The 18,405-nt window shown below is 32.4% G+C and carries 15 protein-coding genes; 2 read left to right on the plus strand and 13 right to left on the minus strand.

Annotated features, from left to right (window positions below; all coding sequences use genetic code 11):
- Window positions 1-128 precede the first annotated feature (128 nt).
- Window positions 129-1,436 (plus strand): DUF2341 domain-containing protein, encoded by a 1,308-nt coding sequence (locus VF726_RS13070; RefSeq protein ID WP_440168679.1) that lies wholly within the window; start codon window positions 129-131, stop codon window positions 1,434-1,436.
- Between the two features lie 72 nt (window positions 1,437-1,508).
- On the opposite strand, the gene VF726_RS13075 is transcribed toward VF726_RS13070, so the two are convergent.
- Together VF726_RS13075 and VF726_RS13080 are read right to left on the minus strand one after the other, a co-directional pair.
- Entirely contained in the window at window positions 1,509-4,223 is a 2,715-nt protein-coding gene (locus tag VF726_RS13075) for a DNA topoisomerase 3 (protein ID WP_440168681.1), read from the minus strand.
- Between the two features lie 54 nt (window positions 4,224-4,277).
- Window positions 4,278-5,297, minus strand: a complete 1,020-nt coding sequence (locus VF726_RS13080) for an HD-GYP domain-containing protein (protein ID WP_176397786.1) — start codon at window positions 5,295-5,297, stop codon at window positions 4,278-4,280.
- A 109-nt stretch (window positions 5,298-5,406) separates the two neighbouring features.
- On the opposite strand from VF726_RS13080, the gene VF726_RS13085 reads away from it, so the two are divergent.
- Entirely contained in the window at window positions 5,407-5,586 is a 180-nt protein-coding gene (locus tag VF726_RS13085) for a hypothetical protein (protein ID WP_440168683.1), read from the plus strand.
- 5 nt (window positions 5,587-5,591) lie between these two features.
- On the opposite strand, the gene VF726_RS13090 is transcribed toward VF726_RS13085, so the two are convergent.
- From VF726_RS13090 to VF726_RS13140, 11 genes are all read right to left on the minus strand, one after another.
- Window positions 5,592-5,984, minus strand: a complete 393-nt coding sequence (locus VF726_RS13090; RefSeq protein ID WP_440168685.1) for an FtsB family cell division protein — start codon at window positions 5,982-5,984, stop codon at window positions 5,592-5,594.
- A gap of 84 nt (window positions 5,985-6,068) precedes the next feature.
- Window positions 6,069-6,536 (minus strand): hypothetical protein, encoded by a 468-nt coding sequence (locus VF726_RS13095; RefSeq protein WP_440168687.1) that lies wholly within the window; start codon window positions 6,534-6,536, stop codon window positions 6,069-6,071.
- 94 nt (window positions 6,537-6,630) lie between these two features.
- Window positions 6,631-9,561 carry a DNA polymerase III subunit alpha gene (gene dnaE / locus VF726_RS13100; protein WP_440168689.1) on the minus strand — a complete coding sequence of 977 codons (2,931 nt, stop codon included), beginning with the start codon at window positions 9,559-9,561 and terminating at the stop codon, window positions 6,631-6,633.
- Between the two features lie 124 nt (window positions 9,562-9,685).
- On the minus strand, window positions 9,686-10,465 hold the full coding sequence (locus tag VF726_RS13105; protein WP_088362388.1) for a hypothetical protein: 780 nt from the start codon (window positions 10,463-10,465) through the stop codon (window positions 9,686-9,688).
- 762 nt (window positions 10,466-11,227) lie between these two features.
- Window positions 11,228-12,136, minus strand: a complete 909-nt coding sequence (locus VF726_RS13110) for a flagellar hook-basal body protein (protein WP_440168691.1) — start codon at window positions 12,134-12,136, stop codon at window positions 11,228-11,230.
- Between the two features lie 10 nt (window positions 12,137-12,146).
- Entirely contained in the window at window positions 12,147-12,887 is a 741-nt protein-coding gene (locus VF726_RS13115; protein WP_440168693.1) for a sigma-70 family RNA polymerase sigma factor, read from the minus strand.
- A gap of 101 nt (window positions 12,888-12,988) precedes the next feature.
- Entirely contained in the window at window positions 12,989-14,065 is a 1,077-nt protein-coding gene (locus VF726_RS13120; RefSeq protein WP_440168696.1) for a hypothetical protein, read from the minus strand.
- Window positions 14,066-14,101: 36 nt separating this feature from the next.
- Window positions 14,102-16,189, minus strand: a complete 2,088-nt coding sequence (locus VF726_RS13125) for an FHIPEP family type III secretion protein (protein ID WP_440168698.1) — start codon at window positions 16,187-16,189, stop codon at window positions 14,102-14,104.
- Window positions 16,190-16,211: 22 nt separating this feature from the next.
- Window positions 16,212-17,267, minus strand: a complete 1,056-nt coding sequence (locus VF726_RS13130) for an EscU/YscU/HrcU family type III secretion system export apparatus switch protein (RefSeq protein WP_440168701.1) — start codon at window positions 17,265-17,267, stop codon at window positions 16,212-16,214.
- A gap of 16 nt (window positions 17,268-17,283) precedes the next feature.
- The gene (locus VF726_RS13135) at window positions 17,284-18,048 is read right to left on the minus strand and encodes a flagellar biosynthetic protein FliR (protein WP_440168702.1); all 765 of its coding nucleotides are present in this window, start codon (window positions 18,046-18,048) and stop codon (window positions 17,284-17,286) included.
- A 12-nt stretch (window positions 18,049-18,060) separates the two neighbouring features.
- Window positions 18,061-18,327 (minus strand): flagellar biosynthetic protein FliQ, encoded by a 267-nt coding sequence (locus VF726_RS13140; RefSeq protein WP_088362395.1) that lies wholly within the window; start codon window positions 18,325-18,327, stop codon window positions 18,061-18,063.
- Window positions 18,328-18,405: the final 78 nt, after the last annotated feature.

The raw sequence follows: 18,405 nt of genomic DNA on the forward strand, positions 1-18,405 counted from the left end.
GAAGATAATAAATTGATTTTTAAGGTATCAATCTAACAGGATTAATACCTTTTTTATTTACATAGCTTTTATTCATTGATTTATCCAAAAAACGTGTATAAAAGTAAAAAGTCCGAGGAGGTGATTTTGTGTTTAAACGTTTCTTAAAAGATGAAAGTGGTGGACTTGTGGAGTATTTAATACTCTTATCTGTAATGGCTGTTGCTTCAGTTTTAATTTTCCCTTCCTTAAAAACGAATTTAGTTGAATGGAACAATACTATGGTTTGTAACGTTACGAAGGCTGTAGGTAGTAGCGGTGAGTGTGGTGATAGTACTGCTGAAGGTAATAATAACTCTAATGGTGGTTTTGATAATAAGGAACCTGATAAGCCTGAAGAGAAACCACCAGTAACTGTAACCCCTCCACCTCCAGAGGAGAAAAAGCATATTTATAAACAAGTTGTTAAGTTTGAAGATGAAACAAGAAGTTACCAACAAATAAAGGTTTATTTAAACCCTACTAATTTTGATTATAAGGCTGTAGATAACGATTCAAGTAAAATTAAGTTTTGTGAAGACGATTCGTGCCTTAATGGTGGAGATTCGCTCTCTACGTTTGTAGAAAATTGGAATCCTAAAGGTGAGTCAACAATATGGGTTGGTGTAGGTAGTTATAAAGATCGGATAAGTATGTATTATGGGAATGAAATCAAAAATAAAAAGGAACAGGATCCAAGAGACTTCTTTAAATTTTATGAAGACTTTAAATCGGATGAATTAGATCCAGAATTATGGACAGTACCAAATGAAGTATGCCCTGACTACCACGATGCTCCATATATGTGTCATAGCATAAGTTTAGGAAATGGACAACTTACTCTTCATAATGCTGCGATTGGACTAAATACAGAATTTAATTTCAATGACTACTACGATGAAAAATCAATCACTGTTAGACTTAAGGTTGTAGATCAAGAGCAACCGGAAGGTATAATGTTTGCACCTATTAAAATTGAAGATGCTTTTGTTGATAGTGACGATAGGATTGAGTACGATGGCCTGTTAATAGGTTCTGATGGTTATGACGAAACTATAAAGCTAGGCGTTAGGTCATTGAATACTACAAAAGGAATAAATGGTTATAATAAATCTTATGGACGTAATTCCTTTGTTACAGGCGATGATTATAACATTCAACAAAATCAATTTAATACAATAGAAATATTTGGTGATAAAGTTAAACAATCAGGACCTAATTATGATTACAGTCGAGCTGATAGCCCGTTCTATGGAAATAAATATATTTGGTTAGGAAACATTTTGGACTGGGGTGGTTCTTTAGGAAAAGAGGATTTGATATTCGATAAGAACCTAGAAGTTGTATATGATACTTTGATAGTGAGTAAAGGTCCAGATATGAAAAACACTCTTCAAAAGGTTGAAGTAATAAAATGATATTTTAATTAATAAAACGAGGGAGAATAACTCTCCTTCGTTTTATTAATTAAAATAACGTGGATTCTTATATTACTCAAAGGACATTTCTATTGTTTTTTTAGCTTCGTTCCATACAAGGCGTGCTTGATAAGCTTTTCCTGCTTTGCTTATAAATCCATCTAGTTTTTCTGTTTTTTGTGCAGTTAATACCTCTTTGATAAGGTCTATAGTTATTGGTTTTCCACCGATGTTTTTCCATACAGTAAAAGTACACTTATTTGTCGCATAGTTACCGCAACCGAATTTCTTTTCTGTTTCTATTACATCTCCACCGCAACAAGGACATTTTAAATCAGTAGATTTTTTCTCTACTACCTTTCTTTCAGGGAACTTATATTCAACGCGGCCATTTTTCAGCACTAAATGAGCTGAAAACTTAGTTTTCTTAGTTTTACTTTTAAAACCGTCGATTAAATCACTTTCCCCTTTTTCTAATAAGTCTTTTATAGCTTTATTGGAAAGTTTTTTTCCTCCAACTTCCTTTGAAATAAATAAGCAAGGATTTTCTTTAGTATTAGTTTCGCAATATATAAAGTTTCCTCTTTCAATTACTTTTTTACTGCACTTAGGGCAATGGGAATCTAGTTCTTTTATTTCTGCGTTTTCGAAAACAAAGTCCATCCCAGTATAACTTTCATTGAATTTAAGTTTTGCATCAAACGTTTTACCTGCCTTAGTTTTAAACCCTTTTATTAAACTACTCTCTCCTTTTTCTAAAATTCGTTTTAAATGAGAAGCAGTTATTTTTTTATTTAAAAAACCTTTCCAAATCAAGAAACACGTATTCTCTCTAGAGCTGCTTTTACAAGCAAATCCTTTAGGAAACTCAGTGATATCTTGTCCACATTTAGGGCATTTACCTACGCTATCCGCTTCTTCAAAGTTGATATCGATTTCTTTATTTTTCAACTCGCCCAGCTCTTCAGTTACGAATTGAACGATTCTCTCATAGAAATCTTCTCTTTGAACCTGCTCCTCTTCCATAAGTCGAAGTTCTCTTTCCCACTCCGCTGTTACATCTGGTGATTTTAATCGCTCAGGTGCAATATTGATTAAGTTTACACCTAAATCAGTAGCTATAAGTTGTTTGCCTTTTCGTGCTATATAATTTCGTGATATTAAGTTTTCCACAATCTGTGCTCTTGTTGCTACAGTACCTAAACCTGCTTTTGCTTCTTTCATCTCTTCTTTTAAATTCTCTTCTTCTAAATAATCTCGAGCGTTTTCCATCGCTCCACCTAAAGTTGAGTCATTGTAATGTGGTGGTGCTTTGGTTTGTTTTTGAATTGGATCACTAGTTTTTGTAACGCTCTCTTCTCCTTTTTCAATTGGCGGCAATGTTTTTTCATCATTATCGCTTTCTTCGTCAGTTTCATTAACATCTTTCCCATACACTACTTCCCAACCTGCATCCTTTAAAATTCGACCATTTGTTTTAAAAGTCTCACCTTGCACTTCAGTAACTATCTCTGTCTTTTCATATATCGCTTCCGGATAAAATACTGAGAGAAAGCGTCTAACTATTAAATCGTGCAATTGCAGGATTTCTTGTTTTGTCGCTGTTTTGTCATCCACCACTTCATTAGGATCTAATTTCTTTTTTGTAGGTATAATTGCATAGTGATCAGTAACCTTTTTATCGTTTACGAATTTTTTACTTGTAGGGATACCGCGATTAATTATGTTATCTACAAATTCACCGTATTTATCATTTTTGAGAGGGTTTAAGAGTTGAGGGAGTTCCGCTACCTGTGAACTCATTATATATTTGGAGTCTGTACGAGGATAACTTGTAACTTTGTACTTATCATATAGCAGCTGTGCTACTTCTAATGTTTTTTGCATAGTAAAACCGAACTTTTTATTAGCCTCTCTTTGAAGTGAGCTTAAGTCGAATAGTTCTTTAGGATTTACTTTTTGCTCAATAACATCTTTGTTAGTAACAGTAGCCGTTTGATTGGAAATTTTCTTAATAACTTCCATAGCAGCATCTTTAGTTTCAAATTTTGTGTTGCTTTTACTATCTTTAAACCACATTCCATCATACTTATCACCGAACTTCGCTTTGATTTCAAAATATGTTTTGGGTTTAAAATTCTCTATTTCTAATCTGCGCTTTACTAATAGGCTCAGTGTAGGTGTTTGCACTCTACCAACGTGAAGTGTTTTCCCGGTTTTCACTGTAAAACCAACTGTTAAATTGTGGCCAAGTACCCAATCTGCAAATTGTCTAGAAAATGCTGATTCTTTTCTTGGAATAAAGAAGTCTTCATCCTTAAGATTATTAAAGGCTTTTTGAATGTCTTCATCTACTTTAGATTGAACCCATAGACGCTTAACAGGTGCTTTTAATTTTAAGACATTATAAATCTCCCAAAATATAAGGTCACCCTCTCTTCCTGCATCGGCTCCGTTTATTACTTCATCAAAAGCAATCTCTTTGCAAACTGTTTTTATATTTTTCAATTGGCCTTTTCTTACTTTGTCGAATTCCGTTTTATTTGGGGAATGGTATTCTAATTCACCTGAAGGTGGGATAAAGGGTATAGATTCCCAATTCCATCCGCCAAACTCATCTGGGTAATCAACTGGCTCTTTAGAATTTACTAAATGACCAAATGCCCAGGTAATAACGTATTGATTGTTTTTGAAATATCCATTACCTTTTGTAAATCGTCCGGTATGGCTCATAGCATCAGCGTATGCTTTTGCCATATCCGGTTTTTCTGCTATCACTAATCTCACTTTTTTATCACTCCCTTAACCGTTTAATAAAATTATAAAATGACAATAATCGCTTTACCTTTCTTTAGGGATAACTCTTGCAATTCTTACATCTCTATATCTATACAAATTTACTTTTGTATAAATCTCACCAGTATTTTCGTTATATACCCCTATTATTGGGAATAGTGGTATCTGAGGATTTACTTGAATGATCTTTCCTGTCATCCCATTGTTTAATTCAACAAGGGTATCTTCTTGATATGGATTGAACTTTTCAGTAAATAGACGAACATACTCTTCTGCAAATCCTTTGTTAATTTGTTCTTCAATCATTTTAGAAACATCTATTGGATGGAATGGAGGTCTATGTGGTCTAAAACTAGAAAGTGCATTGTACATTTCCGCTACGGCAATCACTTGAGCGATAGGCTGTATTTCGTAAGATTTTAAATGAAAAGGATAACCTGCACCATCATATCTCTCGTGAGTCTGCATAACAAAATACATATCTTTCTTACTGAACCCAAACTTCTCCAATAATTCTAATGAATACCGTGGATGTTCCTGTACCTTTTTAAATTCTGCTTCTGTCAATTCTCCTTGCTTTTGTATAATCTTCGCCACTTTTACTTTTCCGATGTCGTGTATTAATGTGAAAAATACCAATTCAATTAAATTTCTATCTACTCTATCGTCAACCATTAACAATTGTCCAACTAACATTGCTGTATTTATACAGGACACAAAAGAATATTGATCTACTTCTCTCATCAGGGTTAAGATAGATAAAAGTTTTTGATTCTTTAAAAACTTCTTTTCCATTCCTGAATACAGTCTTTTGGCAGAGCTTAAGTCCCATAAAGAGCAGCTATAAATAACATCCTCAATAATACTTAAAGTTTCCTCGTTCGAGTAAACACGTTGATAATATGGAGCTATGTATACATATTGCATTTGTAAGTCTTCAATATACAATTTTTCAATATCACGTACTGATGTACCTTTTGGAAGCGCTAAAAGTCCATCGTGACGATAAAGGTTTTGCTCTAAAAAGTCCCCATATTTAATTTTGGGTACTGCAATCATATCCATACTTTTATCACCTCTTTTCAGGATTTTATTTGTATTTTGATTTTTTTCAAATATAATCATAAAAATTAAGTTTTGAACTAATCATAAAAAAATATATGAGGTGATTTGAATGAGTAAATCAAAAGCTAAAAAATTAAGAGAAAAGAAAATTCGAGAGGGCGGATTGAACGCCGAAAACTCGCGTAGTATTTATACAAAAGATAAAAATGGATTTCAATTTACTGCGGAAAGAAAAGGGAAAACTAAAAAAGATATTTTGTATAGCAAAAAAAATAACCAACTCTTATGAGATGGTTATTTTTTATTTACCCAATCTTTCATTTGTTCGTACCAATCTTTTACGTATATGCGAACCTTATCTTGATTCTCGCTATTGTCTTTTTTCTTTGTTTTATCCTCTTCGTTATCGATATAGATTTTAATAGGAGTGTCTCCGCTTTTCACCATACCTAAACGTTCAGTAGCTTGCTTTTCGATATAAGCATCTGTTTTAGCTTGTTGTAATTCCTGCTTAGACCCTTTTAATCGGTTATCTAACTCAGCAATTTGGTTATTAAGTTCTCTATTTTCAAATTTCAATTGAATAGTAAATAATACATTCAATAAAAAAGCGAATGCAATTAAAAACGCTATAGCTATATAGGTATAAGTTTTATTTTCCTTAAACCAACCAAGTATCTTGATCACATTGTTCCCTCCTTTTTATCATTCAAAATTCATTTGTTATATTTTCCTTCTTTTCCTCTATTAAAAATTGATGGCTATAAGATTTTATTTACTTATTTCCTTCTTTGTTTTCTTCTTAGTTTTGCAATGACTCCATATAAATTCATAAATATGTAGCATTAGATAGAAAAAGCTAAATGATATGGCCGCAATTATTAAATAATAAAAGATATCTTTCTTCGGTTCTAAATCAGTTTTAAAAATAACAGAATCATCTTCAATTTTCTGTATCTTAATTTCACCTTTATTGTAATACTCATAATCTAGGTTTATTTCTTCTCCCTGAACTAATGAAAATGGCTTATTTGAATTGCTTCCTACTATAAAAGTAGCAACCCCATTTTTAATATTTATTAATTTTAATGGTCCAGCAGAGTTAGCAGCCTCATTTAACTCGTATTCCCCTTTTAATTCGTCAAACGTAGTTAAGGCGTCAACTAATTTAAAAGAAAAAAATGCACATATGATGAATAAAGGTAATAAAATAATATTACTCTTAAATATCTTAAACACCGCCCTTAAAATAAATGTATTATTTATTTCATTTGCAAGTCTCGATTCCCTTGAATTTCAAATATCTAATGGCATTAAAAAAGACAAATCATTATTATGATTCGTCTTTTATTTTTGCGTATGAAATTACTCTATCGTTTTTTAAATTTGGTTCAATAATAATACCTGTAGCTAATTTATTCTTTAAATTACTCCAAATATTATAGTAAGCGATTAGATCTTTTTTCTCATACTTCCCTTGTACTTGTATAAAGGCCATTAATCGTCCATTTCTATCTTTAATTTCTGTTATTTTTTCAACCATAAATTCATTTTCTTGCAGTGCATCTGTTAACTTCGATAGATCGCTAAATGTGTGTTGAAGCAATTGTTGTTCCCATTCGATATATAAGAGAGTTGGTTCTAAGTTTTTATCTTCATTTTGTCTCTTCTTATACTTAACACTTTGCCATAAGAGAAATCTATCGCCGAAACAATCAAAAACTCCGGCTCTAATTAAGATATCCATTGTTCTACCTGTCATCTTATTTTGGCTTAATTGAGTCTTAATTTCATCGAAAGTATTCTTTTTGTGTGATTTTATTATTTCTTTTATTTTTTTTGCTTGGATTAGACCTATACCGTTAATAGCTGCTAATCCCATTCTTATTTTCCCATCTTCTGTCGCAGTAAAGAATGGTTCACTTTTAAGAATATCAGGTTTTAGAATTTCAATCCCCATTCGATTTGTTTCAGATAGATAAGCCTTTAGTTTTTTTCTATCTGCTAAAGCGTTATTTAGAGAAGCGGTCATATACTCAACTGGATAATGAGCTTTTTGGAAACAGGTTTCAAATGAAAATACTGCATATCCACCTGCGTGAGAACGATTAAAACCATATTGTGCAAATTTCTCAATTAGCGAATATATATACTCTGTAACAGCCTTTTCTCTTCCGTTTAATTGAGAACGATCGATGAATTTAATTCTTTCTATTTCCATTAAAGTAATTTTCTTTTCCGAGATAGCTCTACGAAGTAAATCAGCTTCACCAAGCTCATATCCTGCCCATATAGACGCTATTTCCATTACTTGTTCTTGGTATACGATAATACCGTGAGTTTTGTTTAGAATTGGTACGATATCCTGAAACTCTTGTGAGTTCTGATCCATTTTGTCGAAAGACCAGTTCCCTTTCATTTTATTCTGTACATAATTAGGAATTTCGTCTTTAGGGCCGGGGCGGTACAGTGATAGAATGTCCATTAAATCTTCAAGTTTTTCTGGCTGCACACTTATACACGTATCCCTCATTCCTTTAGATTTCATTTGAAACACTCCAAAGGTTTTACCTGAACGATATAATTCATAAGTTTTTGAGTCGTTAAAATCTAAAGGTAATAATTTCTTACCTAATTTTCTACGTATATCCTCAGCTTCTTTAATTACATCTAGTGTTCTTACAGTTAAGAAGTCGAATTTCATACAACCTAAGCGCTCAATTTGATCGTCTTGTTTTGTAAAAGGAACTACAAGTTCTTCATCTCTCTCAATAAGCGGAATTTCGTTTAGCTCTTGGCTAATTACAACACCGGCTGGATGAACCGATAGGGATTGTGGTAACTCCGCAATACCATTCACATAGTCCATAATATGAAAGTAATTCTTTTCGATCATCTTGTTTTTTACAAGTTTGCCCTCATCACTATTCAAGAAAACTTCTAAATCGTTTAGACCTTTTGGAAACCAAGTTTCAATCTTTTCTTTAATGCCGAATACATTTTTTATAGATTGAATTGCATTGATTACGCCAAATGTAGTAAAGGTAAGAAGTTTTGCGACGAACTCTTCCCCGTATTTTTCTTTTACATACTGCGTTAATATGTGGATTTGAGAATAAGGTAGATCGATATCGATATCAGGTTTATTAGACCTAAATGGATTAATAAATCTTTCGAATTTCAATTCGTATTGTACCGGATCGATTTCAATAATGCCCAAACAGAATGCTAAAACACTTCCAACTACTGAGCCACGACCTTTACCCACTCTAACACCTTTACTCTTACAATGATGGATGAAATCTTCGACCATTAAGAAGTAGTTGTAAAACCTTTTCTCTGCAATGGTGGCTAATTCATTTTTTAAGCGTTCTAATGCTGCTTCTCTACGGATATCATCTTCCCCGTACTTTTTATTAAAACCTACTCCGGCCTTATAGCATAATAATGCCAGTTTCTTTTGCTCCCAATCTGATTTGGGTATCTTGACTTTCCTGTTAAAGAATTTCTTCCAGTCTTTTGGTATAGTGGTAGATTCAATTTCAGCTTTGTTCCAATACTCCATCTTCTTTTCTTTAAATCTAGGATGCCCCTCAATAATAAAATCCTGCTTTATCCCTTCGATAAACTTCTGAGTTCTATTGTACTCGTGGTTGCCTAATTCACCTCTAAGGAATTCGTTTGGAAATACGAAACCCCTATAATCATCTTCTTTAAACTCACCTGTTTTAATCGCTTTCCTCATTAAACTAACATCTCTATCGTTCGGTTCTAAATAAGATGCCTCTTTGAGATTGATAGGGTGAACTCCTGTTTTCCCCTTCAAAATTTTAATATTGTGTGCTGCTTCTTTTTTATTCAGTATATAAACCTTTTCAAACTTATTTTTCAGCCAAAGTAAAGTATCTATATCTTTTTGTAATACATCTCTTTTGGTAACAATTGAAGGATCTAAAAGGACAGAGAATTCATTTGGCTTGATTTCGTTGAATTGATTTTTTCTGTACGCATTTTCTAACTTTGCGATGTTCTTTAATATTTCTCCATTGGGTATCCAAATTAATTTGACACCATTTCTTTCTTTACTAATGGCATAAATTACATTCAGATTGAAATCCTTATTTAATCTCTCAATCTCTAACCAAGCATAAGGACCTTCATCTATAATAAACAGGTTTCTGTTATTAGTTTCGGTTGCCTTTTCCAACAAAGTTTTTGGCTCAATATTTGTTTCTAAACTATATTTTGTTTTTACTAAATACAATTACTTGCCCCCCTTCTCGAATTATCATTATACATTTTATTTTTCGCCTCAAAAAAAATAAATCTAGGAATAAATAAAAAAACCACTCTAAGTTTAACTTAAGAGTGGTTTTTAATTATGTAGATTACTCTTCGTCTTTGACAGGTGTGATACGTACGATAACAGGCTCGTATACATATTCACCTTCAAATCCGTTTTTAGGACGGCGACGGATGTAACCACGAACTTTTACTTTTGTATCTACTTCGATTTCTTTAGCAATTTGCCAAGCAACTGGGCCATAAGAAATCATAGGGATGTAGTCTTTGTAAATAGTTTTAACTTCACCGTTTTCAGTGATGATTTCTTTAGCAACTTCTAAAACGAAATCATTAACTGTAAGACCGTCTTGATTACGTCTAGTCCAAGGAATTTTGTTGCCTTCATCATCTAATACTGGTACTGGACGACCTTTTTCATCTTTTTCAAGAATGCCATCTTCAGTAAATTTAGACTTGTAAAGCTTATTTTTTAATACTCCGTGGAATTCAATTTTGTTACGAGTACGAGTGTAGTCTTCAACTTTTTCGCATTTTTTAGCTAATACACGAGTAATTGTTTGACGTTTTCCACTTTCCTCGTCGCGACGATCGTAAGCGCGGTATTCACCTTTAATGAATAATAAATCGCCCTCTTTAACGCCGCCAAGAGTATCCATCTTACTTTTTGTAAGTAAAACTGGTAAAGTTGAAGTATCTTTAACAGTTTGTTTACTGTTTTCGTATTCTACTTCAACATCAACTAAGAAATATTCTTCAATAATTTCTTGAGTTTCTTTATCACGTAATTCGTGGTTAAATTCAGGTTCTCCAATAACTTTACCACACCATACTCCACGATTTAATCCAAATGTTTTTTTATCCATAGTAGTCACCGGTCAAAGACCAGTTCGCACCTCCTATTAATATTAAATCCATATCTTTTGTAAATAAGCCCTTTATTGATTGAGAAGCTTTAAAATTACTTTCAAATAAATTATGTTTTACCTTCAAAACAACATAATCTTTTTGTGAAATACTAAATTTTTCTCAATTGACTCTATTTCTTTTTGTAACAAAGTATCTAGTAAAATAATCTGCTTTATCACCTAAATCAGTTCCTCTAGGGTTTTCAAGCTGTCGCATTTTACTATCTCCTTTGCCTTAACTCGTGTATATCCCTAACTCATTAAACTTTTAAATACTTTGAACTCCTGTTAAGACACTTTTACAAGTTACTTCTATACTCTTGAAAGGTATTGATTCTTGTTTTGGTTTTTCAGCTTTCTAATTCTCTCTGCTTTTGTAAGTTAAAGTTTTGTTTTAGAAAAGCTCAAATCAATATCTGATAGAAGATTGTCCATATAGGCAATGACTGTTGGTTCCTTTGCTAAAACTTCAATAATTTCAGCTCGTTTCGGATCCAAAGTAATTTGTGCTAACAGTGGATTTTCTAACAATTTGTCTATATTTGTATAACGATTACTTTCCTCATAAAATTTGGGCAGTGTATTTCTCCCTCGTTTTTTGGAAGAAAAGAACTTTCGCTATTCACTTTGATATTTTCAACTTCGAATGAATTATATTCTTCGCTTTTTCTGAAAAACAATAGTTGCTATTAAAAAATAAAAAAGAAAAATAGGAGCATTTTAGACTCCTATTTGATTTGCATCTTTTTCATTTATTTTATCCATAGTCATTGCTGCTTTAGAGTTTGCTTGAAACCCCTTTTGAGCAAGTAGCATTTCATTCATTTCATAGCTTATGTCAACGTTAGATTCTTCTAGCATTTGCTGTCTGACATTTACATCGTTCGTAGGTTTAAATATATTTATTTGTCCAGTACCCTGTGCCTCTGTTAATACATTAGGATTTTTAAGTATTTTTTGTAGCGATGGATTTTCATTAAATGAATCTATTATTTTATTGAGCGGACCGAAACTATTCTGTATTTCATCAACACTCATTACTTCGAACATATTACCGAATGCTTTCTTAAGATATCCTGTATTATTTTGTTCTACACTTCTAATCTGTAGTTTTGTAATTTCTTCTCCAGTCGCTTTATTTACCAAAGTTCCTTCTGTATCGATACTTAGTTCTACACCTTTAGGAACTTTAATATGTTGACCGTTGGAGTCTAAAATAAATGCCCCGTTCATTAAAGATAGGTTGTTTTCATTATCGATTTGAAATTTACCTTCTCGAGTTAGATACTTCTCTCCATTTAGTTCAACTTCAAAGAAAGAGATATCTTGTTTACCATCTTTATCCCGTTTATCATCCAGCGATACATCTAGGGCACGATCAGTTAATTTAAGTAAGCCTGGGCTAAAATTAGTCTGAACATTATCAACGTGTACCTCATCTTGATATGGTCCTATTTTTGAAGTTTTATCTGCTGAAATTATCTTTCTCATACCTTCTTCAAAAACTCTAAATGTCTCGTGATCTTTTTTATAACCTGCGCTTCTTGTATTTGCAACGTTGTTTCCTACAACTTCTAATTTATTTTGATAAGAGATCATACCCATAGCAGCTGTGTAGATATTACCCATTTCAACACCTCTATTCGTTATTTATCATAAGACGTAACTTCCTAATTGCATCGTGATGTATTTGTGACACTCGCGCTTGTGTTACGCCTAGCATATTTGCAATATAACCAGTGTTTTTCATCTTGAAATAATAGTTTTCAATAACTTCTCTCTCAACATCTTTTAACTTTTTTATGTATTCAGGAAGTTTATTGTTTATTTCTTCTAATATAATTTCACCTTCAGTATCAGTAGGTTCTTGCGTGTATTTTTTTTCATATCTAGGGTTTTCATAAAAAGCATCAATTGAGATACCATTATAAATTTGTGTTTTAAATTGCAACTGACTAAATTCTTTTTCTCCTAGATTTAGATACTCCATTAATTCTTTTTCGTTTACCTTATCGTTTTTCTTCATAAACAAATCTTTTTTCGCTTTTTCTAGTTCTCTGATTCGCTTAATCGTTGTTCTTGAAACTCCTTGAGACTGTTTACCAAACTGTCTTAACTGATCAAGAATTTCACCTTGGATTTTTATAGATGCATAATGTTCAAATCTAGCTCCTAAGCTATTGTCATATTTATCGACAGCTTTAATTAATCCAATGATGCCATATTGACGAATATCCTGTTTTTCTATACTGTCAGGATATTTCATTTTATTTGCAACCTTATTAACAAGGTTTATATATTTATTAACAATTTGATTTCTAAGTTCTTGGCTTTTTTCAATTTCAAAACGTTCCCATAGCTCTTCAGGAGACGAATTCATATAAGCCCCCCTCAAAATAAAATAATTATAAGGTCTTTTGCCTTATAGATATTATTCGTTAGTTGGTTAACCTCTTTTGAAAATATAAAAAAGCTTCTCTATTAAATAGAGAAGCTTTCCCATAATCTTTTTACATATGCGTTTGAAGAGAATGTTTCTATGTCTCCAGGTACTTTTTGTCCAAATGTAAGATACGAAATAGGAATGTTAAATTCTTTATATAGGTTATAGATAAATCCAAGTGAATCTGTTTCATCTATTTTTGTAATAATAAGATGGTCGATTTTCACATCATTATATGCTTGGATCGTTTTCACCATATCCTTGTATTTTTGGTTTGCTGCTAATACTAAGCTAACGCTTTCTGGATTAACAGTATTTAAATACATTTGAATTTCATCTTTCATTTCTTTATCTTTTGGGTTTCTTCCGTATGTATCGATTAGAATATAATCCATACCTTTTTGGTGCTTAAGAACGTTAACAGGTACAGTTAATTCATCAACATTGCTTTGAATTAGTGGGAAGTCCAGTTTTTCTGAGTAGTTCTTCATTTGTTCGTATGCGCCAACTCGGAAATTATCGGTCGTTATCACTCCAATTTTTTTATTACCACTTTGAAGACGATTCATAATTTTGATTAAAGTAGTTGTTTTTCCAACTCCTGTTGGGCCAAAAAGAGTTAAGATTTGAAAATCATTCTTCTCTACCCAGTCTTCCATTTGAGATTCAATTATATTACTTATTTTTTCTTTCCAATCTAGAACTGTTTGTGGTTGATCTTTTTCTGCTAATTCAATTAGATGCTTAATCCATTTTTCATCAAGCTCTTGTTCGAGTAAATAGTCATAGATTTCTGGTGAATGTACTGAATTTACCACCTGCACTTGCGCAGGTACTGATGCAGATTCAATATTCGGTGTATCAGTTCCCATCTCAACTTTTTTGGTTTTTTCAACTTTTGCTTGCTTTAGGACTTCAATAATGGCTTTTTTATCTTTTTTCGGCTGTTTCGTTAATTCGTATTCATAAATATATTCTGTTTTAAATTTAAACGGAAATATATATTTCTTCTTTTTATTTTTGCTACGTACGTTGTAATTCTTACCGTGTTCTTCTTCGATTTTTTGATAGATTTCTTCAGGAGATAATCCTTTTTCTATTCTTAGTTCTGACATTTATATGGAAAGCAAAGCTCTCCATTCACCTCCTAATTATATATTTGCTATTACTGAATTTTGTACATTTAGCGGCAACTCAAATACTGATATTACTGGTATATCAGCTTCAAAGCTCTCCATCATACGACTTATTGCAGGTCTTAATTCTGGTCTTTGTACTACTAATACTGGACTGATTTTACTTGTTCTTGCGACATCTTTTTCGTTCTTTACTTTCTGTACAAATTGCACTTGCCAATCGTAGTCCATTTTTAAAATATTTATACCGTCGTGAGAATTAACTTCTATTTCTTTTTCGTCTTTAAGAGATATTAAATATAATTTGCCGTCTTTGTTAATATAGTTTTCACAGATTTGACGAGAAATCCTTGTCCTTACAAAGGAAACGATAGTGTCTACATCTTTTGTTCGATGGTATACTTCAATGAATGCCTCGATAATTGTAGCTAAATCTTTAATTGATACCTTTTCTTTTAATAGAGAAACAATAACTTTTTGCAGAAGATATAAATCATCAATTTTATCCATTTTCTCTTTAAGAATTGGTTGCTCTTCTCCTACTTCGTTAACCATATCGGATACTTGTTGAAGAGAAATGAATTGGTATAAGTTATTTTCGATCATTTCGTGTAAATGCGTAGCAATAATTGTGATCGGATTCCAAACATCATATCCTTTTTCAGTTGCATCATCTAATTCTTCTTCTTTAATCCAGAATGCTTCCTGACCATAAATAGGATCCTTTGTTCTTTCTCCCTCTATATCGCTGATTACAAGGGGTGTAGGCAAAGCTAAAACTCTATCTTTCTTTATTTCTCCTGTAGCTACACTACATTCTTTAATTTTTATCACATACTTTGTGGAAGGATGAAGTGAAACGTTATCGTGGATTTTTATGGAGGGAATTCTAACTCCTAAGCGATTGGCGAATATTTGACGCATTATTTGAATTTTATCTTGAATACTCTCTTTTTTGTTACCAAATACATCGCGCTCCCCTTCCATAAATAAAGGGGCCAACTTATAACCAACTTCGAGAGTGATTGGTTCACCTGTTCTTTTAATTTTAATTTCTTTTGGTGCTTTCTTTTCAGCATTTCTTTTCTCTAATTCTTGCTGATTCTTATTTACTTCTTCTTTATTCTGGCTCTTTTGAACTGTGTAACCGGCGAATATTAAAAGCGCACCCGGTAAAGCTAATTGTAGGAATGGTAGCCCTACAATACCTAATAAAATCATTACTGCGCCTACAATATATAAATTTCTACTATTAGGAATTAATTCTAATATTATGCGCTGTAGAATACTCATTGACTTTTTATTTTCATTTGTTTCATCTTCGTCTTCATCTTCAACCTTTGCCATAACAATAGCACCCGCAACGGTAATCATTAATGCACAGACTAAGTTTACTACTCCATCACCAATTGTAAGTAATGTGAACTTTTTCGCTGCTTCTGCAAACGGAAGACCTAATTTAACCATACCAACAATTAAACCAACAACGAGGTTTACAACAATCATTGCTACGCTGGCCCATACGTCACCTTTAATATATTTACCAGCACCATCTAAATTACCGTAATAATCTACTTGTAACTGAAGTCTTCTCTTTAATCTTTTTGCTGTCTTTTCATCAATCGCACCTTGGTTAAATTCATTATCTATACTCATTTGTTTACCTGGTAGTGCATCTAACATAAATCTTGCTGATACCTCACCAAATCGACTTGCACCACTAGCTACAACAAATTGTACAATGATTAAGATTATGAACATAACTAAACCGACTAACACTTCATCTCTAACAATAAAGTGCCCTGCTTGTTCAATAACCGATCCCGGACTTTCACCTGATATTATTTTTCTAGTAGTAGCAATGTTAAAAGCAATGCGGAAGATTGTACTCATTAATAGAATCATTGGGAACGTTCTAAATTTATCCCAGTTATCAATTGTAGAGGATTGTATTAGTACAACCATTGCGAATGCAAGTGACCCAGATATACAAAGGTCAATTATTATGCCTGGCATCGGTACGATTAAGAAGATTGCCCACGAAATAATACCAAAAATAAAAATAGCCGTTTTAAATTCTTCATAAACTGATCTGAAATTCACGTTGTTCCTCCTAGTAAATACGCTAATCTATTTTAATCTTATTATCTTGAACAAGTTTAGCGATGATTTTACCAACCACTTCATATAAGTCCTCAGGAATATAATCCCCTTCTTCAATTTCCGCGTGCATTTTTCTTGCAAGAGGGACATTCTCAATGATTGGTATGTTCTTTTCTTTTGCTATTTCTTTCATATATAACGCTATGTGATCCACGCCTTTTGCAATCACTCGAGGGACTTTATCGCCTTCTTTTTTCTTATAACGAATTGCAACAGCGTAGTGAGTAGGGTTAACAATTATCGCAGATGCATCCGGTACCTTCTTGGCTACTTGTTTTTCTAATAACTTTCTAAACTGTGCCTTTTGACGTTGTTTGATTTCAGGGTTACCCATTGCGTTTTTCATTTCATCTTTAACTTCTTGTTTCTTCATTTTTAAATTATCTTCGTACTGATACTTCTGGAATAGATAATCTACAATACCTAATACAACAAAAACGATACCAAGTTTAATTAATAGTTCGTTTAATATAGCTTTAAACTGTTGAATTGATTCGAACCAAGATAAAAACAAAAACTCTTGAAATTTCGTAGCATTGTTTAAATAAATATTATATAGAACTGCTCCAATTATGATGGATACTAGTACATTTTTCGTTAGGTCAAATCCTGTTTTCTTCATATTTGCAATCTGCTTAAAATAATTAGCTGGATTAATCCTTTTCGGGTCCGGCTTTACGGCCTCAGGAGAAAATAAGAAACCAACTTGAACAATACCTGAAATGATAGAGAATACAATTGTTATAACCATTGCTCCTATAAGAAGAGGCGCAGCCTCTATCAACATCTCTTTAACTAACTGTGATGGAGTTGCACCTATTTGTATTTGTTCGAACATCGTATTCATTATTTTATAGAAAACACCTATTATATACGATCCTAAAAAAACCACTCCAATAAATAAAGAACCATAACTCATTAAATTACTAAATTCTTTACTTTTTAAAACTTGCCCTTTTTTTCTGGCGTCTTGTTTCTTCTTCGGGGTGGCTTTTTCCGTTTTACCGTCTTTGGCCAAAACGCCTCACCTACCTTTAAGATTTTCTTTCAAACATTAATTTCATTACATCCATAAAGTGTTCCATTAAACCTTCATTTAACTGCTGGAATACAATAGTTAGAGTTGGTATAGCGATAAAGATCAAACATAAACCCACTAGTATTTTGATACCGAACACGTTCATTAAAATGTTAATTTTATCTACAGACTTACTCATAAGTAATAAAGCTAAGTTAACTAAAAAGGTTGCCATCATAAAAGGTAACGCAATTTGTAAGGCACTAAAGAACATATAAGTGAAAGTTTCTAGAATAAAATTAAGTACTTTTCCGCCTGTAAGAAATTGACCAGATATATCAAGACCAAATGAATAAATAAACCCTGCAAACATCTGATTAAAACCGTCTAACACTAAAAATAGTAATACAAACATCGAGTAAAAAATACTAGATACAATTGTTGTTTGTGTATTATTCATATCTGCAAATGGATTGGCTAAACCAATGTCCATATCAATATATGAACCAGCAATTCTAACTACTGAAACCATCATTTCGATTATATAAGCCAGAATTAACCCTACAATAAACTCAAGTAAGAGTAAGCCGGCAAAATGCCATAAGTTTTCGATTTGTACTGGTTCCATTCTATAAGCAACAAATACCGCAATACCTAATGAGATTGCGATTTTAGTTAAATTTTGAATGCCTGGGTTCTTGAAGAATGGTAAAAAATATATAAATGCTATACACCTAGATAGCGCTAGTAGCACCAGTATCCAATATTGATCAAATGACAATGTTTTCACTCCTTAAAACAATGAAGATGACATCCTTAACGTTTCTTGAATCATTTGGACCATTTTTTCGAACATTATTGAACCACATAAAGAAACTATTAAAAAAATAATTATTAATTTCGGTGCAAATGAAAGTGTTTGTTCTTGTATTTGTGACATTGCCTGAAATACTCCTATAATGATCGCGGCAATAAAAGTAATAACCAGAAACGGAAATAAAATAACTATTCCAGTGGTCATTAGTGATTGAAATACATATTGTACGTTGGAGATATCCATATTCTCACCTCTTCTTATTCATTGCGATTATTTTCAATAAAACCCTGATTAAATTCACACAGAAACATAAAAAAAGAG

It is taken from the genome of Bacillus sp. Brlt_9, assembly GCF_051948935.1.
GTDB lineage: Bacteria > Bacillota > Bacilli > Bacillales > Bacillaceae_G > Bacillus_A.